This is a genomic window from Paenirhizobium selenitireducens ATCC BAA-1503, assembly GCF_900492185.1.
Classification (GTDB): Bacteria; Pseudomonadota; Alphaproteobacteria; order Rhizobiales; family Rhizobiaceae; genus Allorhizobium; species Allorhizobium selenitireducens_A.
This window is the reverse complement of record NZ_UEYP01000014.1, coordinates 33,538-57,239: the sequence shown is the minus strand read 5'-3', so window position 1 is coordinate 57,239 and position 23,702 is coordinate 33,538. Positions and strand designations below refer to the sequence as shown.

The window sequence follows — 23,702 nt, the reverse complement described above, 5'->3', positions numbered from 1 at the left end:
TGGTCGATGCCTCATAGCCGCATGCCGGTCTTTCCGTCGAACAGCTTGGCCTTGCCCATGTTGACCTCGAAGCGGAACGTCTCGCCCGGCCTGACGCGCTCTTCGGGCCTGACCCGCGCGATCGCCTCCATGCCGCCGAGCGTGAAGACCAGCATCGTGTCCGGTCCGGTCGGCTCGACCACGTCGACCGCCCGTTCAAAGACGAACAGGTCGGATTGCGGCGCGCCGTGGGCGCCGACATGGGTGATCGTCTCGGGGCGAAGACCGAGATGGATCTCCTCGCCCTCCCGCCCCTTGACCTTTGCCGCCTGTTCGGACCCGAGCGGAAAGCGGATCGTTCCCTCCTCGTCGGTGACGGCGATGGCATAGCCATCCTCGTTGACGACCTTGCCTTTGACGATGTTCATCGACGGCGAGCCCATGAAGCCGGCGACGAAGAGGTCGACCGGGTTTTCATAGATCTCCTCCGGCGTGCCGAACTGGCGGACGTGGCCGTTGTCCATCACCGCGATACGCGAGGCGAGCGTCATCGCCTCGATCTGGTCATGGGTGACGTAGACGATGGTCTTGCCGAGACGCAGGTGCAGCTTCTTCACTTCCGTGCGCATTTCGATGCGCAGCTTGGCGTCTAGGTTCGAGAGCGGCTCGTCGAACAGGAAGACGTCGGGATTGCGCACCAGGGCGCGGCCCATGGCGACGCGCTGGCGTTGGCCGCCCGACAATTGCCCCGGCTTGCGGTCGAGCAATTGCTCGATATGCAGGAGCTGGGAGACGTCGGCGAGCGCCTTGTCCTGGACGGCGCGATCGACGCCGCGGGTCTGCATGCCGAAGGTGATGTTCTCCTGCACTGTCTTGGTCGGATAGAGTGCGTAGGACTGGAACACCATGGCGATGTTACGGTCCTTCGGCGGCACGTCGTTCACCAGCGTGTCGCCGATGCGAATCTCGCCGCTGGTCAGGGTTTCCAGGCCGGCGATCAGATTGAGCAGGGTCGACTTGCCACAGCCCGAAGGTCCGACGAGCACGACGAACTCGCCGTCGTCGAGGTCGATGCTGACCCCCTTGATGACCTCGACATTGCCGAACTTCTTCCAGACGTCCCGCAGTTCTACTTTCGCCATCTCATCATCCTTTCACGGCGCCTGCGGCCAGACCGCGCACAAAGTATTTCCCCGCCACGATGTAGACGAGGAGCGTCGGCAGGGCGGCGATAATCGCTGCCGCCATGTCGACATTGTATTCCTTCACGCCGGTGCTCGACGCGACGATGTTGTTGAGCGCAACCGTGACCGGATTGCTGTCGCCGACCGTAAACGCGACGCCGAACAGGAAGTCGTTCCAGATCTGGGTGAACTGCCAGATGACGGCGACGACGATGGTCGGCAGCGACATGGGCAAGAGCAGGGTAAAGAAGATGCGGAAGAAACCGGCACCGTCGATCTTCGCCGCATGGACGATGCCGTCCGACACGCTGACGAAGAAATTGCGAAAGAACAGCGTGGTGAAGGAAAGGCCGTAGACGGTGTGGACCAGGATCAGGCCGTAGACGCTGCCGGCGAGGCCAAAATAGCCGAGCATGCGGGCCATCGGCAGCAGCACGACCTGGAAGGGGATGAAGGAGCCGAACAGCATTAGCGCGAAGATGATGTCGGCGCCGGGGAACTTCCACTTGGTTAGTGCATAGCCGTTGAGGGCACCCAGCAGGGTTGAGATGGCGACCGCCGGGATCACCATCAGGATCGAGTTCATGAAATAGGGCTGCAGGCCGGTGCAGCGCACACCGACGCAGGCCGCACTCCAGGCCTTCTCCCAGGCCGCGAAGGTCACGTCCTTCGGCAGGCTGATGAGTGAGGACGTGCGTATCTCTTCCAGCGATTTCAACGAGGTCGAAATCATGACGAAGAGGGGCATCAGATAATAGAGGCAGAAGAGCCCGAGGATGGCGAAAAGCAAGAGCCGCAGCAGCGTGTTCTTCAGGCCGCGGGGTCGGACAATGCCGGAGATGGCGGCTCTACTCATTTCGCCGGCCTCCTCAGTTCCGAATAGAGATAGGGGATGAAGATCGCCGTCACGGTGACCAGCATCATCACCGCACTTGCGGCCGCCGTGCCGAGTTCGCTGCGTTGGAACGCGAAAGAATACATGAACGTCGCCGGCATGTCGGTGGCATAGCCCGGTCCGCCGCCGGTCAGCGCCATGACCAGGTCGAAGCTCTTGATCGCGAGGTGCGCGAGAACGACGAAGGCGGAGAAGAAGACCGGCCGGACGATCGGCAGGATGATGCTCCAGTAGGTCCGGAACGGGCCTGCGCCGTCGATCGCCGCAGCCTTGATGATCTCGTCGTCGACCGAGCGCAGGCCGGCGAGAAACAGCGCCATGACATAGCCGGAGGACTGCCAGACGCCGGCAATGACGACGGTGTAGATCGCCATGTTCGGATCGACGAGCCAGTCGAAATTGAAATTGGGAAAACCCCAGCCCTGGATGATCTTCTCGATGCCGAGCGTCGGGTTGAGGATCCATTTCCACGCCGTGCCGGTGACGATGAACGACAGCGCCATGGGGTAGAGATAGATGGTACGGATCATGCCCTCGGCACGAATCCGCTGGTCGAGCAGGATCGCCAGGAACAGGCCGATCACCATACAGCAGACCATGAACAGGCTAGTGAAGATGAACAGGTTCTCGATCGCCACGAACCAGCGTGGCGTGGTCCACAGCCGCTCATACTGGGTGAGGCCCGCCAGCGTATAGTTCGGCATCACGCCGGATTTGGTGAAGGAAATATAGACCGTCCAGGCGATGAAGCCGTAGACGAACAGCAGGCTCGCGGCAAACATCGGCGACACGACGATCTGTGGCAGCCATCGCTCGAAAAAACGATCGAAGGCGACCCGTCGGCTTTTGGCATTCATTTCCCAGCTCCTCCCCGCCTGGCTTTCTCCCCGCCGCGGTTCTGCGCCGCGTCAACAGGAACCACCGGAGTCCGGCTTGGCCGCACCCCGGTGGGCATCGATCGGAAATGGGCCTTACTGGGCGCGCTTCACCGCTTCGCCCATGGCCTTGGCCGCATCGGCCGAGCTCATGTCCGAGTTGAAGAAGTTGGTGACGACGTCGAGGAACTCGCCGCGCACCGTGCGGGGAACCGCCATTTCATGGGCCATGGACGGAACGAAGGTGTTGTTCTTCACCGCGGCCGTCATGTCTTCGAAGGACTTGAGGGCGCAAGTGTCGAACTTGTCCAGCTTGATGTCGGTGCGCGCCGGGATGGAGCCCTTGGCAAGGTTGAAGGTTTCCTGGAACTCGGGCGACATGATCAGGCTTGCGAGCACCTTCTGGCCTTCGATACGGTCTTCGCCCGAGACCTTGAAGAAGGCGAAGCTGTCGGTGTTGAAGCTGAAGCCGTTGCCAGGTGTCGGGGCGCAGATGAAGTCCTTGCCCGGCACCTTGCCGGCGGCGAGGAACTCGCCCTTGGCCCAGTCGCCCATGATCTGGAAGCCGGCTTCGCCGTTCATCACCATGGCGGTCGCAAGATTCCAGTCGCGGCCGGAGAAACCCGGATCGACATAGCCACGCAGCTTGCGGAGCTGGTCGAAGACCTTGACCATGGTTTCGCCGGTCAGAGCTTCCTGGTCGAGCTCGATCAGGGCTTTGCGATAGAAGTCAGCACCCTCGCTCAAGACGATCGTCTCGAAAACGGTGGCGTCCTGCCAAGGTTGGCCGCCGTGGGCGAGCGGCGTAATGCCGGCGGCCTTCAGTTTGTCGGCTACCGCGTTGAATTCGTCCCAGGTCTTGGGCACTTCGGCGCCGACCTTGGCGAGCACGGCGGGATTGATCCACATCCAGTCGATGCGGTGGACATTGACCGGGGCGGCGACGTACTTGCCTTTGTATTTCATGATTTCAGCCAGCGTCGGTGGGAGGACATCGTCCCATTTCTCGGCCTTGGCCACATCCTCGACGTCGGCGAGGCCACCCTGGTCGGCCCATTCCTGGATGCCGGGACCCTTCAGCTGCACGGCTGCCGGCGGGTTGCCGGCCATCACGCGGGCGCGAAGCGCTGTCATGGCCGCATCGCCGCCGCCGCCGGCGATCGGCGAGTCTTCCCACTTGCCGCCCTGCTTCTCGAAGGCTTCCTTCAGCGTGCCGACGGCTTTCGCCTCGCCACCCGAGGTCCACCAGTGCAGGACCTCCACGGTGCCGCCGGCATGGCCGGCCGCCGGAAGCATGAAGAGGGAAACGGCGGTGGCAGTCAAAATGGATTTCAATTTACGCATGGCATCCTCCCGATTATTGCGGACGCAAGGGTCCGATTGCCGAATGGCTTTGGAAAAGGCTACTTGGTTCTGCGTAGAAACCCGCTCACGAATATGCGCGTTCTGCGGGCATGCGAACGATATCACGATACAACGATAGGGGCTGCATGTTTTGACACCGATCAATCGGTGCGGGAGATTCTGCCCGCACCGCTTCTTCTTGCCGCCGGACCGTCAGCCGCGGCCGGCCTTGGCCTTTTCGGCCGCAGCGACGATCTGCTTGACCGCGATGAAGCTGTCCGGGCTAACGGACATCGAGTCGATGCCGCATTCGACCAGGAACTCGGCGAATTCCGGATGGTCGCTCGGCGCCTGGCCGCAAAGGCCGATCTTGGCGCCCGCCTTGTTGGCCTCGGATATCACCTTTTCGATCATCCATTTGACCGCCTCGTCCTGCTCGTCGAACAGGTCGGCCAGTTCGCCGGAGTCGCGGTCGACGCCGAGGGTGAGCTGGGTGAGGTCGTTCGAGCCGATCGAGAAGCCATCGAAACGGTCGGCGAACTTGGCTGCCAGGATGACGTTGGAGGGGATTTCGCACATGACATAGACCTGCAGGCCGTTTTCGCCGCGCTTCAGGCCGTTCTCCGCCATGACGGAGAGGACCTTGTCGGCCTCGCCGACCGAGCGGCAGAAGGGGATCATGACGACGACGTTGGTGAAACCCATCTCGTCGCGCAGCCGCTTGATCGCCTGGCATTCGAGCGCAAAGCCCTCGCGATAGCGCGGCGAATAATACCGGGAGGCGCCGCGAAAGCCGATCATCGGGTTTTCCTCGGCCGGCTCGAATTCGGCGCCGCCGACGAGGCCGGCATATTCATTGGTCTTGAAGTCGCTCATGCGGATGATGACAGGCTTTGGATAGACCGCGGCGGCAAGACGGCCGAGCCCGCGGGCCAGCTTGTCGACGAAGTAGTCGGGCTTGCTGTCGTAACCCGCCGTCAGCGTGGCGATCTCGGCCTTGGCCGCTTCGTCCTTCAGCCGGTCGAAATGAACGAGCGCCATCGGATGGACGCGGATCGCGTTCGACACGACGAACTCCATACGGGCAAGGCCGATGCCGTCGGCCGGCAGGCGCCACCAGCGGAACGCAGAACCCGGATTGGCAAGGTTCAGCATCACCTTGGTGGTGGTTTCCGGCAGGTCGTTGACGTCGAGTTCCTCGACCGAGAATTCGGCGATGCCCTCGTAGATGAAGCCTTCGTCCCCCTCGGCGCAGGAAATCGTCACGTCCTGGCCGGTATGCAGGATTTCCGTGGCATTGCCGGTGCCGACGACGGCGGGCAGGCCGAGTTCGCGGCTGACGATGGCGGCATGCGAGGTGCGTCCGCCGTGATCGGTGACGATGGCCGCGGCGCGCTTCATGATCGGCACCCAGTCCGGGTCGGTCGTCTGGGTGACGAGGATCGAACCGTCGACGAACTTGTCGATGTCCCTGGCCGTTTCGATCAGGCAGACCTGACCGCTGGCGATGGCATCGCCGATCGACAGGCCCTTGGTCAGGACCTTGCCCTTGTTCTGGACGGTGTAGGACTTGAAGATGCCGACGTCCCGTCGCGCCTGAACGGTTTCCGGACGAGCCTGGACGATGTACATGTCGCCGGTCTTTCCGTCTCGGGCCCATTCCATGTCCATGGGGCAACCGTAATGCGCCTCGATGGTCGCCGCCCAGCGGGCGAGTTCGACGATTTCCGGATCGCTCAGCACCCAGGCGGCGCGCTCGGCCTTGGAGGTCGGCACATTGCGGGTCGGCTTGTCGCCGACCGCATAGATCATCTTGATGGCCTTGGCGCCCTTCTTCTTCTCGATGATCGGCGACAATGCCTTGTGGTCTAGCAGCGGCTTGAACACCTGATATTCGTCCGGGTCCACCGTGCCCTGCACGACGTTCTCGCCCAGGCCCCAGGCGGCATTGATCAGCACGACCTTGTCGAAACCCGTCTCGGTGTCGATCGAGAACATCACGCCCGATCCGCCGATGTCGGAGCGCACCATCTGCTGCACGCCGATCGACAGCGCCACTTTCATGTGGTCGAAGCCCTTGGTCTTGCGATAGCTGATCGCGCGGTCGGTGAAGAGAGAAGCATAGCAGCGACGGCAGGCGTCGATCAGCGCTGTCTCTCCCTTGATGTTAAGGAAGGTCTCCTGCTGGCCGGCAAAGCTGGCATCCGGAAGGTCCTCGGCGGTGGCGCTGGAGCGCACGGCAACCTCGACCTCGTCCATGCCGGCCCGTTTTGACAATGTGCGATAGGCCTCACGGATCGCTACCTCGATCTCGGCCGGCCAATCGCCCTTGAGGAAGATGTTGCGGATTGCCAAGCCGGTCTCGGCGAGCGTCGCCTTGCCGGACTCCCATTCGGCGAGGAAGGACGTCATGCGTTCCTTGAGGTTGTTTGCCGTGACATAATTCCAATAGGCGTCCGCAGTGGTGGCAAAACCCTGGGGCACGCGTATGCCGCCCGCGGCCAGGGCTTGCACCATTTCACCGAGCGAGGCGTTCTTGCCGCCGACGCGCGGCACGTCGTGGCGTCCCAGCGTTTCAAACCATGCGATGGACTGCTGCACTGCGGACATGGAAACCCTCCCGGATGGTGTTCTTGATGACGGCTCGCTCGGAGCGATTGTATGTTGTCGACAATAACCACTGTATTGTCACCGTGCTTTGACAATAATCAAAGAGATGCGCGAATGCGGGCCTCGGTGCAGCCTGTCTTATGACCGGATATTCGACCTGGCCGGACTTGAAGCGGATTTCACTTTTTGGCAGTATTCATTCTCAGGATTCATCAAAGGAATGACTGATTCATGCGCGTCGATTTCCTCGGCCTCGAGGCCTTTCTGTGCATTGCCGAGCGTGGCAGCTTTCACCGGGCGGCCGCCCATCTCAATCTGTCGCAGACGGCGCTCAGCCACCGGATGAAGAAGCTCGAGGACGATCTGGGTCTGAAGCTTCTGGCGCGGACGACGCGTCAGGTGACCTTGACCCCGACCGGGGTCGAACTGCTGCCGAAAGCGCGGCGGATGATGGACGAAATCACCTCGTCGTTCGAGCAGCTTCGCCTGCGGGGCAAGGAGCGGCAGGAGCATATCTCGATCGCCTGCCTGCCCACGATCGCCTCGATCTACCTGCCGCGCATCCTTGGCGGCTTCCTCGAAGACTATCGCGATGTGCGCGTGCGGATCCTCGACCATTCCGCCTCGGAGATCATCGACCACGTTCGCAATGGCGAGGTCGAGTTCGGCATTTCCATCGTTTCCTCCATGGCCATGGACCTGGAGATCACCCCGCTTTTCAAGGAATCCTTCGTTCTTGCCTGCCCCAAAAGCCATCCGCTTGCCAAGGGCGACGCCGCGACCTGGCAGGACCTCGAAGGTGAGCCGCTGATCCGTATCGGCACGCTGACGGGCAATCGCATCCTGATCGACGATGCGCTCGGCAGTCGCCGGGAGAGCCTGCTGTGGCGATACGAAGTGCGCCACATCGCGACCGCCATCAACATGGTGCAGGCGGGGCTCGGATTGACGGTGCTGCCGGAATTCGCACTCGGCGCTAGCCGGGCCTCCGACATCGTCGCCGTGCCGATCCGCAATCCGTCCGTCGTGCGTACCATCGGCATCATCATGCGCAAGGGCATTCCGCTGAGCCCGCCCGCCGAGGCGCTTTGTGCGCTGGTCATGCGGGAATTCCGCCAGGAGAAACCGGTCAGGTCGTCCCGCAAGCCGGCAGATGCCGATCACCTGGATTCGGAGACGGGCAGCGCTGCGTAAACCTCACCGTCTCGCTCAACTTTTTCAGCGCAGCAGGTGCGTTATTACTTGTCAAGATAACTCAAGTTAATTATCGAGGGGTATGCCAGCGCGTGATCGTGGCAGGTCCTGTCGCGATCACGGCGGACAATCATATCATTTTATCAGACAAAGGAGCTCCCAGTGTTTCCTCATCATTCGGGACCTTCCATCACCGGCCTCGCCCTGACCGGATGCCTGCTTCTTTCTTCCGCCGCCGCATTCGCACAGGAGCCTGCGCCTGGGGGTGTTGCGCCTTCCGCGCCCGCAGCAGCGGCGGTCGCGCCGACTCCGGTTCAGCCGGGTCAGGCAGTTTCTTCCGAACCTGTGAGCGATGCGGCGCCGGCCCCAGCGGAAGCGGCAGCGCCTGGCGCGGTTGAAGCGACGCCGGCTGCAGAACCGGTCGCGGTGCAAGCGGTTGCTCCGGTCGTCGGGCCGGGTGCGGCCTCTACGGCGCTGGATGAACCGGCCAGTGCCGGACAGATCGCCCGCGAAGATCTGCCGCATAATCTCTCGCCTCTCGGCATGTTCATGGCAGCCGATTGGGTGGTCAAGGCGGTGATGACCTCGCTGGCCTTCGCCTCCCTCGTCACCTGGACCGTGTGGCTTGCCAAGACGCTGCAACTGGCTGGCGCCCGGGTGCGGGCGACGCGTGGACTGAAGGCCATCCTCAAGGCCCACACGCTCGAAGCGGCCATGGGCGACATGGCTGGTCGCGGTGGCGTCGTCGTCTCGATGCTGCGCAGTGCCAGCGATGAAATCCGTCTCTCCGATGCCGCCGTCGACCGGGCCGGCGGCGCCGGTGTGAAGGAGCGCGTCGCCTCCGCGCTTTCGCGGATCGAGGTGCGTGCCGGCCGCCATATCGCCAAGGGCACCGGGGTATTGGCGACGATCGGTTCGACGGCGCCGTTCGTTGGCCTGTTCGGTACGGTCTGGGGGATCATGAATTCCTTCATCGGCATTTCCGAATCCCAGACGACCAATCTTGCCGTCGTCGCGCCCGGCATTGCCGAGGCCTTGCTCGCCACCGCGATCGGCCTGGTTGCCGCTATCCCGGCGGTGATCATCTACAACGTCTTTGCCCGCTCGGTGACCGGTTATCGCCAGTTGCTGGGCGATGCGGCGGCCGGCATCGAGCGCCTGGTCAGCCGCGATCTCGATTACCGCAAGGTCTCTCCCGCGGCCAAGAGCGCCGCCGTGGCGCTTGCGGCGGAGTAAAGAGATGGCCGGCGGCATTCGGGAAAACCATTCAGGCGACGATCTGGCGGAAAACCACGAGATCAATGTCACGCCCTTCATCGACGTGATGCTGGTCTTGCTGATCATCTTCATGGTGGCCGCACCGCTTGCCACGGTCGATGTCAGCGTCGACCTGCCTGCATCGACGGCGAAGCCGGCCGAGCGGCCGGATACGCCGGTCTATGTCACACTCAAGGAAGACATGAGCCTGTCGCTCGGCAACGAGACGGCTGTCCGCGAAACACTGGGTGCCGATCTCGATCGCCTGACCGAGGGTAACAAGGATGCGCGGATATTCCTGCGCGCCGACAAGGCGGTGGACTATGGCGCCTTCATGGAGGTGATGAACCTTCTGCGCGATTCCGGCTATCTGAAGATCGCGCTGGTGGGGCTGGAAACCCTGCCGTCGCCGCAGCTTTCGCCGGACGAGCCGTCGCCCGCGCCCGGGGTGCAGCCATGACAAGCCACCCGGTGCAGCGCTCCAGGGGCAGGGTGGCGGGTGAAATTCTGCTCTGGTCGGCGGCTGCCGTTTGCGTGGCCGCCGCCCATGCCGGTGCGGTTGCGCTGCTGTTGCAGGAACCGGAGCTTGTTGCAGCCGATGCGGTCCCCCCGTCGGCGATCATGATCGAGCTTGCGCCGGAGCCTGTTGCAGAAAAGGTCGAGGAGGAACAGATCGTCCCCGACCAGGTCGATGCCGAGGAGATCAAGACGGCGTCGCATGAGCCCATCCCGGAGCCTGTCGAGCAGCCGGAACCCGAGCCTATGCCCGAGCGGATCGTGGAGCCGCCGGTCGAGGAGGTCGTGGATCAGGTGCCGGAGCCGGTTGTCGAGCCCGTCGTCGAACCGCCGCCGCTCGAACCCGAGCCGCTCCCGGACCCTGTCGATGAGATCGATCCGATCGAGCAGATGGTGATGGCCCAGCTTGAAAACGTGGCCGTGCCGATCCCGGTCATGCGTCCGCCGCCGCCCGCTCCGAAGCCGGTGGAGGAAAAGCCGAAGAAGCTGGAAGCGAAGAAGCCCGTCGCCAAGCCGAAGGCGCCGCCGCCGCCCGCGTCGGAGGCGGCGCGCAAGGCGAAGGCCGAGGTCGCCCAGGCTGATCGCACGGCGGCAAAGGCGACCAGCAGCGGCGGGGGTCGCAATGTCAGCCCTGCCAAGTGGCAGTCGCGTCTGATGTCGCATCTCGAACGGCGCAAGCGCTATCCGTCGGAGGCCCGCAGCAATCGGGAAGAGGGGACCGTCTATGTGCGGTTCCGGATCGATGACGGCGGCAATGTCCTGTCGGTGTCGCTGTCGCGATCATCCGGCCATTCGAGCCTGGACCAGGCTGTGCTCGATATGGTGCGCCGCGCCTCGCCCGTACCGGCCCCGCCGCCGGGGGCAAGCAAGACGATCACCGCGCCGGTGCGGTTCAACATCCGCTAGGCAGGCTGGCCGAGGAGCGCTTCGACGGCTTCTAGCACATCATCGATCGCACCGGTCGCGTCGATGCGGTGCCAATCCATGGGGCCAAGGTCCCTGGCGAGTTGCATTTCAAGCACGTCGAGCGTGGCGTCGGATTGGCCCTTCGGCCTTGACGCAATGCGCGACTGCAAGGTGTCGGCGCCTGCGTCCAACCAGAAACCGCTGAATGGTACACCCAATTGCTCGACGATGGCGCTTATGTGGCGGCGGTCGTCGGGCCGGTCGAAAACGGCGTTGACGATCGCCGTGCCACCGCCCTCGATCACCAGGCGCGCCCGATCGACCATTTGCGCGTAGACCTTCGCCGAGACGTCCGGTCGATAGGCTTCCGGAGGCAATTGCTGGTTGGCTGCGACGCCGAACATCGCCTTGCGGATCCGGTCGCTTTCGAGGATGCGGGCACCCGGCGGACCGGCGAGACGGGGGGCGAGCCGATCGGCGAGTGTCGACTTGCCGGAGCCGCTCAGGCCGCCGATTGCCACGAGCCTTGGCAATCGGTGGGTGAGAAGCGATGCGGCGAAGTCAAAATAGGTCTCGGCGCTGTGCGCCAGCTTTCCGCCCGCATCTCCGCCCGACTCGATCTGGGTGCCGGTCACATGGGCGCGGACAGCGGCCCTGACCGCCATGAAGAAGGGCAGAAGGGAAAAGCCCTCGTCGTCGTGGGTGATGTCGAGATAGCGATTGGCCGCGACATTCGCCAGATCCGGGAAGCCGCGATGCCACAGGTCCATCAGCAGGAAGGCGAGGTCGTAAAGGACGTCGACGGTTGCGATCTGGTCGTTGAAGTCGATGCAGTCGAACATGCGCGGCCCGGCGGCGCTGAGGAACAGGTTTCTCAGATGCAGGTCGCCATGGCAAAGGCGCACCTTGCCCTCGGCTTCGCGTCGGTCCATCAGGGCTATATGATCCGTCCAAGCGCTTCGGAAGGCCGCGTTCAGTGCAGCGACGGCATCGTCGGGGAAGACATGGCTGGTGGCGAAGCCCGCAGCGTTGATGTCCAGCACCCCGCCAAGGTTGGCCGAGCCGCTGGCGGTGTGGACGATCGGGGCTTGCGCATGGACGGCGGCGATCATCCGCGCCGTTTCCTCCATCAGCGAGGCGTCCAGCTTGCCTTCGTCCGCCATGCGGTCGAACAGGTCGTGTTGGGCAAACCGGTTCATCTCGACGACGACCTCGACGGCCTCGCCCGCGCCGTCAAAGGTCAGGCGCCCGTCGGCTTCGCGGGTGATGCGACGGATGCCGAGGTAGAGGTCGGGCGTGGCCCGACTGTTGAGCTCGACCTCGCGCCGGCAGTAATGCAGGCGAAGTTCATAGGTCGAAAAGTCGGCGTAAGGCAGTTTGACCGCACGCTTCAGCTTGTAGGCGCGGCCATCGATCAGGAAGACGAGCGAGATGTGGGTCTCGATGATCTTGACTGCGCCTGTTTCGCCGTAGGTCTCAGCCGCGCTCAGGAAGGCAATCGCTGCCGACTGATCGTGAATGTTCATTCGCCCGCCCCGAAATGCCGCCAGATCATGCGGGCACCTTGGCCGATTTGAAAGGGGAAGACCAGTGCAGGCCATCAAACCTTGGTCTGAGGCTTTTGAACTTTCACATAAAGTTCAAACAGGAAAGGCCGCGCGGTCTGTTGCAACCGCGTGGCCTTCCCTCGAAACAACGAGAGGGTCGATCAGCCCACGTCGAACTTGACGCCCTGCGCGAGCGGCAGGGTCTTGCCGTAGTTGATCGTGTTGGTGGCGCGGCGCATGTAGGCCTTCCAGGCGTCGGAGCCGGATTCGCGACCGCCGCCGGTTTCCTTCTCACCACCGAAGGCGCCACCGATTTCAGCGCCGGAGGGGCCGATATTGACATTGGCGATGCCGCAATCCGACCCGCGATCCGACACGAAGGCTTCCGCCTCGCGCAGGTCGTTGGTGAAGATCGACGACGACAGGCCCTGCGGCACGTCGTTGTTGAGAGCCAGGGCTTCATCGAAGTCGTTGTACTTGATGATGTAGAGGATCGGCGCGAAGGTCTCGTCCTTGACCGGACCGGTCTGGGCCGGCATCTCGACGATTGCCGGGCGTACGTAATAAGCGTCGGCCGCTTCGTTCTGCATCAGGCGGTCGCCACCGGAGACCTTGCCGCCAGCTGCCTTGGCTTCATCGAGCGCCTTCTGCATACGGCTGAATGAGCCTTCGTCGATCAGCGGGCCTACCAGCGTCGAGGACTGCAGCGGGTTGCCAACGGTGACCGAGCCATAGGCCTGGATCAGGCGCGGGACGAGCTTGTCGTAGACGCTTTCGTGGACGAACAGGCGGCGCAGCGAGGTGCAGCGCTGGCCGGCCGTACCCATGGCGGCAAAGGCGACGCCGCGCAGCGTCAGGTCGAGGTCGGCGGTCGGGCAGACGATCGCGGCGTTGTTGCCGCCGAGTTCGAGGATCGAGCGGCCGAAGCGGGTTGCGACGCGCGGGCCGACGGCGCGACCCATGGCGGTCGAGCCGGTGGCGGAGATGAGCGGAACCTTCGGGCTGTCGACGAGGATCTCGCCGATGTCGCGGCCGCCGATCAGGAGCGTCGAGAGATTGGCGGGCGCCTTGCCGCCATCGGCGACATAGCGGCTGACGGCCTTTTCGAAGATCGCCTGGGTGGCGATGGCGGTGAGCGGGGTCTTTTCCGACGGCTTCCAGATGGTCGAGTTGCCGCAGACCAGAGCCAGAGCCGAGTTCCACGCCCAGACGGCGACGGGGAAGTTGAAGGCCGAGATGATGCCGGTGATGCCGAGCGGATGCCAGCTTTCCATCATGCGATGTTCGGCGCGTTCGGTGGCGATGGTCAGGCCGTAGAGCTGACGCGACAGGCCGACGGCGAAATCGCAGATGTCGATCATTTCCTGCACTTCGCCGAGGCCTTCGGAGACGATCTTGCCGACTTCGATGGAAACCAGGCGACCGAGGTCAGCCTTGGCGGCGCGCAGTTCCTCGCCGAGCAGGCGGATAAGTTCGCCGCGCTTGGGGGCCGGAACGAGGCGCCATTCGAGGAAAGCCTGATGGGCGGCGTCGATGGCGGCCTTGGTGTCGGCGGCATTGATCTCGGCAACGGCGGCGATTTTCTCGCCGTTGATCGGCGAGCGGACGGAAAGCGTGCCGCCGGCGAGGCTGGTGGCGGGCACGCCGAGGCGGCCCATGATGGCGGCCACTTCGGCCGAGAAGTTCAGGTTGGCAAGGGTCATGGTCTTCCTTCCAGTAATTGCGGATGTTCCGTTATCGGTTGTCTTCGAGGGCTTCCGTTCAGAAGCGCGCCCCGGCGAAATGGGCGATCTGGGCGCCGGCTTCGTAATAGGCGCCCTTCAGGTTGCGAAGCGGAGCTTCGACGACGTCCCTGACCGGCAGCGGCAGATCCGTCTCCGAAAGTTCGCCGAGGATATGGCGAGCCAGTGTCTTACCGAAAACCGTTCCCGGCGCAATGCCGCGGCCGTTATAGCCGGAAAAGCCCACGACATTTGGCGCGAACTTGTGGAAACGCGGGATGGCGTCGTTGGTCATGCCGATGCGGCCATACCATTCGGTTTCGAATTCGACCTTGCCGAGGTCGGGAAACAGCTTCTTGAGCGCCCTTTTGGCCCAGGAGCGGTGAATGGCGGCGCCTGTGTTGCGAAGGGCGCCGCAGCTGCCGAAGACAAGGCGGCCGGCCTTGTCCATGCGGAAGGAGGAGAGCACTTCTTTGGTGTCCCAGCAGCCCTCGCGGCCCGGCAGGATCCTTTTCAACTGTTCGGCCGAGAGCGGCTTGGTGGCGAAGTTGAAATAGGGCAGCAGGACCTGTTCCTTGCGCACCGCTTCCCACGGACCGGTCGAGTAATATTCGGAGGCGACGATGATCCAGTCGGCCGACACCGAACCGTTCGCCGTCTTCACCACCCAGCGGCTGCCGTCGCGTTCCGTCGAAACGGCGGCGCTGCCGGTATGGATCTTGGCCCCGGCAGCGATCGCCGCCTTGGCCAGCCCCCGAACATAGGCCAGCGGCTGGAGCGTGCCGGCCCGCATGTCGAGCAGCGATCCTGCATAGGCCGTCGTGCCGATCCGCTTGGCCGTCTCTTCCGCCGAGAGAATACGCACGTCGGCGCCCCGCGCTGCCCACTGGCTGCAACGCTCCTTGATCTCCTCAAGCCCGGACTGGCCGACGGCGCAGTGGAGTGTACCGTTCTTTTCGAGCTCGCATTCGATGCCGTGCTTTTCGATCAGCGCGCGGACCAGGAGCGGTGCATTGCCCAGCAAGTCGAGAACGCGCTCGCCATGGACCGGGCCGAGAACACCGGGGATTTCGGAGGGCATGACCCACATGCCGCCGTTGATCAGACCGACATTGCGGCCGGCCCCGCCGAAACCGATCTCGGTTGCTTCCAGCAGGACGACCTTGGTGCCAGCCTCCGCCAGATGCAGGGCGGCGGAAACACCGGTATAACCGCCGCCAACGATGACGACATCGGCGTCGACCCGGCCGGAAAGCGGCGGGGTTGCCGGTGCCGCCGGTGCAGTCCTTTCCCACAGGCCGTGGGAGCGGGGGTCGTTCAGCATGATCTGTTCCTCTAGGGTGGCCGTGGGAGACGGCCGATAGGACGTTTCGTTGCGTCGGAGGCGAGCGCGGTTCTCGAGGAAGTCGCAGTCCAGGCGTCGCTCGCTCACATCATTCCGAAACATGAAGTCTTGCGAAATCTAGAAGACGAAACTAACCCGTTCCAACGATAATTTATCAAGAGTTCATTCCGTCGAGGTATAACATGCTGCCGGCCCGGCGCTTTCTTCCGTCGCTCTCATTGCTCGCAGCCTTCGAGGCTGCCGCGCGAACCGGCAGCATCACGGCTGCGGCCCGAGAACTCGACCTCACCCAGAGCGCAGTCAGCCGCCAGATCAAGGCGCTGGAGGACCAGTTGGGTGTCGCGCTGTTCCTGCGCGAGCGCCAGACCATTCGGCTGACGGTCGCGGGGGATGGTTATGCGCGGGAAATCCGCGAGGCCTTGCGGCGCATTTCCAGTGCCTCGCTCAACCTTCGGGCCAATCCCAATGGCGGGACGCTGAACCTAGCCGTGCTTCCGACCTTCGGCGCGCGGTGGCTGGCACCGCGTCTTGCCGGTTTCCTCACGGCCCATCCCGGCATTGCCATCAATCTGATCACCCGCCTGTCGCCCTTCGATTTCCATCTGGATTCGATCGACGCGGCAATCCATTTCGGCGCCCCGGTCTGGCCAGGCGCCGAACTGACCCCGCTGATGGGGGAGACGACGATCCCGCTGTGCAGTCCCTCGTTCAAGGCGGCACACCGGCTGGAGGCCGCCGCCGATATTCTCGATGTGCCGCTGTTGCATCTGACGACGCGCCCCGATGCCTGGGAAAAATGGCTTTCCGCCAATGGCGTGGCTTTCGAATCCGTGCATGGCATGCTGTTCGATCAGTTTGGCGCGGCCTCGCAGGCCGCTGTCGGTGGGCTTGGGGTGGCTTTGCTGCCGGCATTCCTGTTCCGCGAGGAAGTGGCGCGGGGCGATCTGGTGCCGGCGATCAATCAGGAGGTCGACAGCGAGGGAGGCTACTATCTGGCCTTCACCCGAGAGCGCGCCAGCTACCTGCCGCTCGTCGCCTTCCGCAACTGGATTCTCGATGAAATCGCCCGCGAGCACGCTCCGTCACCTCGATCCGGCTGACCGGCGCTCAGAGGGTCTGGCTGATGGCGAGGACGGTGGCAAAGCCGAGATGGGTCAGATGATGCAAGGTCTGGTCGGTTCCGAGCAGCCACCAGAAGCCGGTATGGCTCGTGTCGAAGCCGAGGCGCGACTGGGTCACCGCCTTTGCCCTGTCGATGGCCGAATGGACGATGAAATCGACAAGGCCGATCCAGGCCAGCGACGGGGCGAAGATCGAGAAAATCAGGCCGGTCAGGGCTCCGTGCAATGCCGCATGCAGGGCGAGAGGCGCCAGCCATCCCTGTCGCCGTTGCTTGCCGATGGCGATCCCGCCCGTCTGCAGCAGGAAATCGGCGACAAGGTGCTTGAGGAGGAACAAGGCCATGCCCCATACGATCCAGGGAGTGGAGATCATTTCGGGCATGCTCGGCATCGAGTTTCCTTCACCTTTGACTGTCGAGGCGGAGGATAGACACGCTGCAAACGGGCTGTGAAGCCGGCTTCCGGGGAAGCCTGGTTTTGCGATTTGCGAAGCGTTTACAGCATGCCAAAATTTGAGCAATCGGCGTTATGTTGAATTAAGCACCGCGCCGGAGCATCATTGGTGCTCACCAGCCGTCGGAAAGCACCTTTTCCAGCATTGCGGCGAAGAAGTCGGCGCTGTCTTGCGACAGGCAGAGCGGCGGCTTTATTTTCAAAATGTTAAGATGATCGCCCGTTGGTTGCATGATGACGCCGAGGTCCAGCAGGCGGTCGCAGATGGCGGCGGTCTCTTGCGTTGCCGGTTCCAGTGTTTCCCGGTCACGGACGAATTCAAGCCCGAGATATAGCCCCATGCCGTGAACCGCGCCGACGAGCGGAAAACGCTGGCCGAGCGCCTCCAGCCGTGACTTCAGGTAGTCGCCCGTATTCTTTGCATTTTCCTGAAGGCTCTCGTCGCGCATGATGTCGAGCACCGTCATGCCGACGACGCAACTGACCGGGCTGCCGCCGGCCGACGAGAAGAAATAGCCTTCGTTCTCCAGCGCATCGGCGATCGCCCGGCTGGTGATGACGGCGCCGAGCGGCTGGCCATTGCCCATGCCCTTGGCGATGGTGATGATGTCGGGGACGACGCCCTGCTGCTCGAAGCCCCAGAAGAAGTGCCCGAGCCGGCCATAGCCGACCTGCACCTCGTCGGCGATGCACACGCCGCCGCGCGCGCGGATCATGCCGTAGACCTCGGCGAGGTAGCCGGGCGGCAATGGAATGCCGCCGGCATTGCCGTAGACGCATTCGCAGATGAAACCGGCGAGCTTTTCCCCGGCTTCATCAATGGCATTCAGTGCCTTGGCGACGCTTGCCACATAGTCGGCAGTCGACGTGGCGCCGCGGAAGGGGCCGCGATAGGTGTTCGGCGCGGTGACCGGATGAACCCATCCGGGGCGTGTTTCGAGGGCGCGCGGGTTGTCGGCGATAGAGGTCGAGACCGCATCGCTCGCTACCGTCCAGCCGTGATAGGCCTCGAGCAGGCTGACGATGTTGTGCGACCCGGTCTTGGCCCAGGCGAGGCGGAGCGCCAGGTCGACGGCCTCCGAACCGCTGTTGACGAGAAAGACGGTGTCGAGGCCGTCCGGCGCGAGCGAGGCCAGCCGGTCGGAGAATTCCGCGACCGAGGCATAGTGGAAGCGCGAATTGGTATTGAGGAGAGACCACTGGCGCCCGGCCGCGCGTGCCAACCGTGGATGTCCGTGGCCGAGGATGGTGACGTTGTTGACCATGTCGAGGTAGGACCGGCCGGTCACGTCGAACATATGCTCCTTCCAGCCCCGCTCGATCTGCGGCGGATTGGCGTAATAGTTCTTCTGTGGCTTGGCGAAGCTGCGACGGCGCATGTCGAGCAGTTCCGCACTGTGCGGCCCTGGTGCATCCAGCTCGCAGCCCAGCAGGGCGGAGGGCGAGGGGCAGAGGCCCGCCCAGACCCTCGCATGGGCAGGGCGGGCAAAGAGCGGCGGAACGAGATCGGCGTCGCGGCAAAGCTGCACCCGCAGTCCTCCGATGGCACCGAGCACGCCGGCGACGACACCGATCGGCTCGCCCGACCTGATCTCGCCGCCATCCTCGAGCGGGCAGTCGACCCCGTCGATATGCAGGGATATGTCCGCGGAGGAGAGGATCAGGTGGTGTCCGTCCTTGATCACGCGCGCATCGATCGGAGCCGAAACCGGCGTCGCGGCCGGCAGGCAGATGTCAACATGGAGCGCGAAGGTCGCGGGCTCACGTTCCGACAGGGTGCGGGTATAGGAAAGGCGGTATTCACCATAGCGGGTCGAGGCGACGCCGGTCTCGGCGGCCGCGCGGGCCAGCAGCTTCCAGTCGATCTGCGGGTCGGACCAACTGTCCTCGACCAGGGCATCGCTCATCACCGACAGATCGGTGACCCGCACCGTTTCCGGAGCGATGTCGGGAAGCAGCTGGCCGAAAACGCTTGAGTCGAAGCCTTCCGCGCCATGGCCGACCGCATCGAGAATCGCGGCCTCCATCAGCGCGAAGGGAGCAGACGTTGCGACGTCGAAAATTTCGCGCTCATGCGCCGCGTTTCCCTGGACGTAGGCGTTATCCGGGTCGATGGCGAGTTGCTGTTCGGAACTGGCGACGAGTACGCCGGCACGGGCCACGATCAACGGCCAGAGCGCCTTCAGTTCGGCCTCGTTGAGGGGGCAGCGCTCCTGAAAGGCGCGGACCGCCGGCAGGATGAAGAAGGGGTCGCCGTCGGCATGGTGAAGGAGCGCGGTGCAGGTGACAGCCAGATCTGCGACCAGCCAGCCGCTGACGAGATCACCGAAATCGATGACGCCATCCGGCATCAAACGGCCTTCCCGGTCGGGCCTCGCCACGACGTTGTCGTCGGTGATGTCGTGGTGGATCGGTTGCACCCGCAGTTTGCCTGCCAGCGGCTGGATGCGCTTGACGGCGGTGACCATGGCCTTGGCGATGCGGTCGCGCCGTGACTGGTCCGTCACCGCCTTCAACAGGTGGAGTGCGACCGGCCCGGCGCGGCGGAGATCCCATTGCAATTCGCGCTCGAGGCCCGGATGGGTAAAGTCCTTGAGACCGACGGCAATGCGGGCGGTCAGCGCGCCCAGTCCGGCAACGACCGGCGGCGCCAGAAACTTGCGCTGGGTCAGCGGCTCTCCGTCGAGATAGGTGAGCAGCCGGACCTGATAATCCTCGTCGTCGACCGTCAGGAAGAGAATGTCCTCGCCGCCCGCGGCGAGTATGGGGGCAGGAACACGCACCATGTCTGTCAGGGTCGCCAGATGACGCATGGCGGCGTTCTGCGCAGCAAGCTCGATTGTCGCATATTCCGACCGGCAGATTTTCAGGACATAGCGGTCCTCACCGGTATCGATGCGGAAGTTGCGATCCTGTTGGCTGCCGAGTTCCTTCAGACTGCCTTCCAGCCCGTAGTGCTCCTTGAGAATGTCGGCCGCCTGACTTTCCGACACGTTGGGACGCGGCAGTTCGGTGCGCTTGAGCAGAGCGGAGTCGGGCATGGCTGTTCTCCCTCGAGAATCACATAGCCGACATTATCAAAGGCAGGACAGCCGTCCATCCCGTGGCCGAAGCCGCTATTAACTCGGCTCCGGGCGCTTGTTCAGCCCATGCGTTCGGAAGCGTAGGAGCCCGGGCTCGCCGGGAAGACCACCGTGCGGTTTCCGTTGATGAAGGTGCGGTGGTGGATATGGGCGTGGATCGCCCGCGCCAGCACCTGGCTTTCGACGTCGCGTCCGATCGAGACATAGTCGTCGGCGCTCTGGGCGTGGGTGATGCGGGCGACGTCCTGCTCGATGATCGGCCCCTCATCGAGGTCGGCCGTCACGTAGTGGGCGGTCGCGCCGATCAGCTTCACGCCGCGCTCATAGGCCTGCTTGTAAGGGTTGGCGCCCTTGAAAGACGGCAGGAACGAGTGGTGGATGTTGATGATCCGGCCGGACATCTTCCGGCACAGGCTGTCGGAGAGCACCTGCATGTATCGGGCGAGCACGATGAGTTCCGTGCCGGTCTGCTCGACCAGTTCGAGAAGCTGGGCCTCGGCCTGCGGCTTGTTCTCCTTCGTCACCTTGATGTGGTAGAAGGGGATGTCATGGTTCACCACGACCTTCTGATAGTCGAAATGGTTCGAGACGACGCCAACGATGTCGATGGGCAGGGCGCCGATCTTCCAGCGATAGAGCAGGTCGTTGAGGCAATGGCCGAAACGCGACACCATCAGCAGCACCTTCATCCGGTGCGCCGTATCGTGGATTTCGCTTTCCATGTCAAATTGTTCGGCGATCGGCTTGAAGCCTTCCAGCAGCGTGTCGCGCGCGATGCCCTTTTCGGAGATGAAGCTGACGCGCATGAAGAACTTGCCGGTGCCGAGATCGTCGAACTGCGAGCTATCGACAATGTTGCAGCCTTCGGCGGCAAGGTAGCCGGAAATGGCCGCCACGATGCCACGCGTGGATGGGCAGGATACCGTCAGTACATAGCTCGTCATCTTCTCAAACCTTCTTCTCGCCCCGAGGGTGGACGGGCTGTCTTATCGCAGTCATGCCGTGGCGGAAAGATCGGCACCTGATTTGCGACGGACGCTGCCTGTCTTTCCCATTGGCGCCAAGCTTAGGGACGGTCGAGGAAAACTCCGTTCCCATTGCGTCTTTCATCAGCGTATCCCCGTCGTCACGGTGTGGGGGTTCGGATGGCGGATCGGAGTGGATCGGTTGACCTCGGATTGGAAGTCTTTAACCTCGCCGCATCAAACATTAAGGATACCATGGATCACACCCGTCATTGTTCCGGCGTCATCGCGTTTCCTTCCAGACCACGCAAGCGGATCGCGCCGCTGCTGCTCATCCTGGGGCTGGTTGCCCAGCCGGTGCAGGCGGCGGAACCGTGTTTTCGCGGCATCAACCTCTCCGGTGCCGAATTCGGCAATCCCGACGGCGTGGCGGGGACGGATTACGTCTATCCCTCGGAAGCCACCATCGCCTATTTTGCCGGCAAGGGTTTCACTTCGGTCCGCCTGCCCTTTCTCTGGGAGCGTCTGCAACCTCGCCTGCGGGGGGATCTCGATGAAGGTGAACTGGGGCGATTGCGGGAAAGCGTCGAGAAGCTCAGGGCTGCCGGCCTTCGTATCGTTCTCGATCCCCACAATTACGCGCGTTACCGGGAGGCGGTCATCGGATCGGCCGAGGTAAGCAGCGATGATTTCGCCGACTTCTGGGGGCGTCTGGCGCGTCACTTCGCCAATCAGCCGGACATCACCTTCGGCCTGATGAACGAACCGCACGACATGCCGGCGACGCAATGGCTGGATGCTGCCAATGCGGCTCTCGCCCGCATCCGCGGCGAGGGCGCCGACAATCTCGTGCTCGTTCCGGGAACGGCCTGGACCGGCGCGCACAGCTGGGAGGGCGGGACTTATGGCGAGCCGAACGGTGAGGTGATGCTCGGTGTCATCGATCCTGTCGACAACTATGCCTATGAAGTGCACCAGTATTTTGACGATGATTTTTCGGGCACGAAGGCCAATTGCAGCCGTGCCGGAGATGCCGTCATGGCCATCGAGAGCTTTTCCCGCTGGCTGCGAACCCATGGCAAGCGGGGTTACCTGGGTGAATTCGGCGTGACGGGGGACGAGGCTTGCGTCTCGGCGCTTGCCGACATGGTCTCCGAGGTGGAAAGCAATCGCGAATTGTGGGTCGGCTGGGCCTACTGGGTCGCCGGCGACTGGTGGCCCGATACGGAAGTGCTCAACATCCAGCCCACCGCCGAGGGCGACCGTCCGCAGTTGAGGGGGCTGGCGACCGCGCTCAAGGACTTCTCGGCAAGCGGTTCGTCGTGCCCGGCGCTTCAGTCGCGGTAAGGCCCGGCCGGATCATGGCAGGCGCGGAAGCCTTCCCCGTTGGCGATCCTGCGGGCGCGGGCGAGCGCCGGGACAGACCTGCCCAATCCACGCGATGGGCGGTTCCGAGCACGAACCACAGCAATGCCGCGGTCTTGATCGAGAAGAACGAGTTGCTGATGATCATCAGCAGCAGGAGATAGATCAGCACCATGGAATGGAAGACCCAGGCCTTCGGATCCTTGAATGGGGCGACCACCAGCATGGCCCAGAGCGCGACGAACCCGAGCAGACCGAATTTGGTCAAGGTGTAGGCGAGCCCCGAATCGGCGGTAAACTCGTCGGTGGTGGCGATCCCGAGGACAACCGGCAGGTCCAGCCGGGTGAGAATGGCGGCGGTCACCTTGAACCGCCCGGCCACGTCGTTCGCGCCGCCCTCCGTGCCGGTCGCCAGGCCGTAGATCGCGATCAGCGCCAGCAGCAGGAAGGGCAGCGCGATCCAGATCGGCTTTGCCACCAGCCGGTAGAAGGGCAGCATCAGGGTCATCAGGATGCAGGTGTAGAAGCCGAAGCGGGCATCGGCGAGCACGACCGTGGCGAGCGCCGCCGCCATGACCGCGAAGCGATAGCGCATGTCGCTGCGAAACAGCGCCCAGGCAAAGACGATCGCACCGAAATTGCCGGCGGAGACCGGTTCGAGGAAGACGGAGGACACCCGGTGCTGGCCGAGGAAGGACAGCAGCGTTCGTGGCTCGGGGCGAAGGCCGCTGATGAACAGGCCGCGGGTCGCGCCGAAGGTTTCCTCGAGTGTCAGCGAGCCGCGGGCGATGAAATAGCCAAGCACGTTGAAGACATCGAGATAGAGCTCGGTCAGGAAATATTCGAACAGACCGAAGGCAAGGACGATGGCGATCGAGACCGCCACCAGGCGGTCGGCGAGTTTCGTGTCGCGGACCTGCGTCCCCATGAAATAAAAGCCGATCGGAATGAGGACGTCACGCAAGGCCTTGAGGTCGATGGCGCCCCGCAAGGCAAAGAGGAGGAGCATGTAGCTCAGGAACAGTGCCGAGACGAGATAGAGATCGATGCGGCGGCCGAGGGCCGCCAGAAAGGCGCAGCCGATCAATGCCATTTCAAACAGCATCACATGGCTTTCCCGAATTCCCGTCACATTGGTGTTGAGGAAGCAGAGGAAGGCATTGAAGGTGAGGCCGCCCAGGACCGCGATGGTTGCAAGCTGGCGGCGCAGGACCTCATAGCCTGATGCGGGCAGCGCTTGCGGGTCCGGCCCCGCTGTCGGCACCGGAATTGCGGCGGCGTACCGGCTGTCAACCGGAAGCATGGCCAGGCTTCCCAGAGATCGTGCCGTTCCTGGCGATGA

Annotated in this window: 18 protein-coding genes; 6 read left to right on the top strand and 12 right to left on the bottom strand. The window is 63.4% G+C overall.

All coding sequences use genetic code 11. The features are described from left to right. Window positions 1-11: 11 nt before the first annotated feature. From RHIZ70P_RS18665 to ppsA, 5 genes are all read right to left on the bottom strand, one after another. On the bottom strand, window positions 12-1,121 hold the full coding sequence (locus tag RHIZ70P_RS18665; protein WP_115671985.1) for an ABC transporter ATP-binding protein: 1,110 nt from the start codon (window positions 1,119-1,121) through the stop codon (window positions 12-14). Between the two features lie 4 nt (window positions 1,122-1,125). Next, window positions 1,126-2,019 carry a carbohydrate ABC transporter permease gene (locus RHIZ70P_RS18660; RefSeq protein ID WP_115671984.1) on the bottom strand — a complete coding sequence of 298 codons (894 nt, stop codon included), beginning with the start codon at window positions 2,017-2,019 and terminating at the stop codon, window positions 1,126-1,128. Then, on the bottom strand, window positions 2,016-2,915 hold the full coding sequence (locus tag RHIZ70P_RS18655; protein ID WP_115671983.1) for a carbohydrate ABC transporter permease: 900 nt from the start codon (window positions 2,913-2,915) through the stop codon (window positions 2,016-2,018). Before RHIZ70P_RS18655 ends, RHIZ70P_RS18660 begins: the two co-directional genes overlap by 4 nt. A 114-nt stretch (window positions 2,916-3,029) precedes the next feature. After that, entirely contained in the window at window positions 3,030-4,268 is a 1,239-nt protein-coding gene (locus RHIZ70P_RS18650; RefSeq protein WP_210209760.1) for an ABC transporter substrate-binding protein, read from the bottom strand. Between the two features lie 222 nt (window positions 4,269-4,490). Further along, window positions 4,491-6,887: a phosphoenolpyruvate synthase gene (gene ppsA / locus RHIZ70P_RS18645; protein ID WP_115671981.1), complete on the bottom strand. Its 2,397-nt coding sequence runs from the start codon at window positions 6,885-6,887 to the stop codon at window positions 4,491-4,493. A gap of 231 nt (window positions 6,888-7,118) precedes the next feature. Here ppsA and RHIZ70P_RS18640 point away from each other — a divergent pair, with 231 nt between their 5' ends. From RHIZ70P_RS18640 to RHIZ70P_RS18625, 4 genes are all read left to right on the top strand, one after another. Continuing rightward, window positions 7,119-8,081 (top strand): LysR family transcriptional regulator, encoded by a 963-nt coding sequence (locus tag RHIZ70P_RS18640; protein WP_115671980.1) that lies wholly within the window; start codon window positions 7,119-7,121, stop codon window positions 8,079-8,081. 189 nt (window positions 8,082-8,270) lie between these two features. Further along, window positions 8,271-9,317, top strand: a complete 1,047-nt coding sequence (gene exbB, locus RHIZ70P_RS18635; RefSeq protein WP_419178316.1) for a tonB-system energizer ExbB — start codon at window positions 8,271-8,273, stop codon at window positions 9,315-9,317. Between the two features lie 4 nt (window positions 9,318-9,321). Continuing rightward, entirely contained in the window at window positions 9,322-9,798 is a 477-nt protein-coding gene (gene exbD, locus RHIZ70P_RS18630) for a TonB system transport protein ExbD (protein ID WP_115671979.1), read from the top strand. Next, window positions 9,795-10,760 (top strand): energy transducer TonB family protein, encoded by a 966-nt coding sequence (locus tag RHIZ70P_RS18625; RefSeq protein WP_115671978.1) that lies wholly within the window; start codon window positions 9,795-9,797, stop codon window positions 10,758-10,760. Before exbD ends, RHIZ70P_RS18625 begins: the two co-directional genes overlap by 4 nt. Here RHIZ70P_RS18625 and RHIZ70P_RS18620 read toward each other — a convergent pair. From RHIZ70P_RS18620 to RHIZ70P_RS18610, 3 genes are all read right to left on the bottom strand, one after another. Further along, entirely contained in the window at window positions 10,757-12,286 is a 1,530-nt protein-coding gene (locus tag RHIZ70P_RS18620; RefSeq protein ID WP_115671977.1) for an AAA family ATPase, read from the bottom strand. The genes RHIZ70P_RS18625 and RHIZ70P_RS18620 overlap by 4 nt on opposite strands. A gap of 182 nt (window positions 12,287-12,468) precedes the next feature. Further along, the gene (locus tag RHIZ70P_RS18615) at window positions 12,469-14,010 is read right to left on the bottom strand and encodes an aldehyde dehydrogenase family protein (RefSeq protein ID WP_115671976.1); all 1,542 of its coding nucleotides are present in this window, start codon (window positions 14,008-14,010) and stop codon (window positions 12,469-12,471) included. 58 nt (window positions 14,011-14,068) lie between these two features. Further along, the gene (locus RHIZ70P_RS18610) at window positions 14,069-15,352 is read right to left on the bottom strand and encodes an NAD(P)/FAD-dependent oxidoreductase (RefSeq protein WP_115671975.1); all 1,284 of its coding nucleotides are present in this window, start codon (window positions 15,350-15,352) and stop codon (window positions 14,069-14,071) included. A 203-nt stretch (window positions 15,353-15,555) separates the two neighbouring features. On the opposite strand from RHIZ70P_RS18610, the gene RHIZ70P_RS18605 reads away from it, so the two are divergent. After that, entirely contained in the window at window positions 15,556-16,473 is a 918-nt protein-coding gene (locus tag RHIZ70P_RS18605; protein ID WP_115671974.1) for a LysR family transcriptional regulator, read from the top strand. A gap of 7 nt (window positions 16,474-16,480) precedes the next feature. Here the strand turns inward: RHIZ70P_RS18605 and RHIZ70P_RS18600 are convergent, their stop codons facing one another. The 3 genes from RHIZ70P_RS18600 to purU form a co-directional block, all read right to left on the bottom strand. Next, window positions 16,481-16,885 (bottom strand): DUF3307 domain-containing protein, encoded by a 405-nt coding sequence (locus tag RHIZ70P_RS18600; RefSeq protein WP_115671973.1) that lies wholly within the window; start codon window positions 16,883-16,885, stop codon window positions 16,481-16,483. A gap of 175 nt (window positions 16,886-17,060) precedes the next feature. Next, on the bottom strand, window positions 17,061-19,988 hold the full coding sequence (locus RHIZ70P_RS18595; RefSeq protein WP_115671972.1) for an aminotransferase: 2,928 nt from the start codon (window positions 19,986-19,988) through the stop codon (window positions 17,061-17,063). 101 nt (window positions 19,989-20,089) lie between these two features. Continuing rightward, entirely contained in the window at window positions 20,090-20,974 is an 885-nt protein-coding gene (gene purU, locus RHIZ70P_RS18590; RefSeq protein ID WP_115671971.1) for a formyltetrahydrofolate deformylase, read from the bottom strand. A gap of 276 nt (window positions 20,975-21,250) precedes the next feature. Here purU and RHIZ70P_RS18585 point away from each other — a divergent pair, with 276 nt between their 5' ends. Then, the gene (locus RHIZ70P_RS18585) at window positions 21,251-22,342 is read left to right on the top strand and encodes a glycoside hydrolase family 5 protein (RefSeq protein ID WP_115671970.1); all 1,092 of its coding nucleotides are present in this window, start codon (window positions 21,251-21,253) and stop codon (window positions 22,340-22,342) included. Here the strand turns inward: RHIZ70P_RS18585 and RHIZ70P_RS18580 are convergent. Next, the gene (locus RHIZ70P_RS18580) at window positions 22,290-23,663 is read right to left on the bottom strand and encodes a UDP-phosphate alpha N-acetylglucosaminyltransferase (protein WP_115671969.1); all 1,374 of its coding nucleotides are present in this window, start codon (window positions 23,661-23,663) and stop codon (window positions 22,290-22,292) included. The two genes, RHIZ70P_RS18585 and RHIZ70P_RS18580, sit on opposite strands and share 53 nt — an antisense overlap. Window positions 23,664-23,702 lie beyond the last annotated feature (39 nt).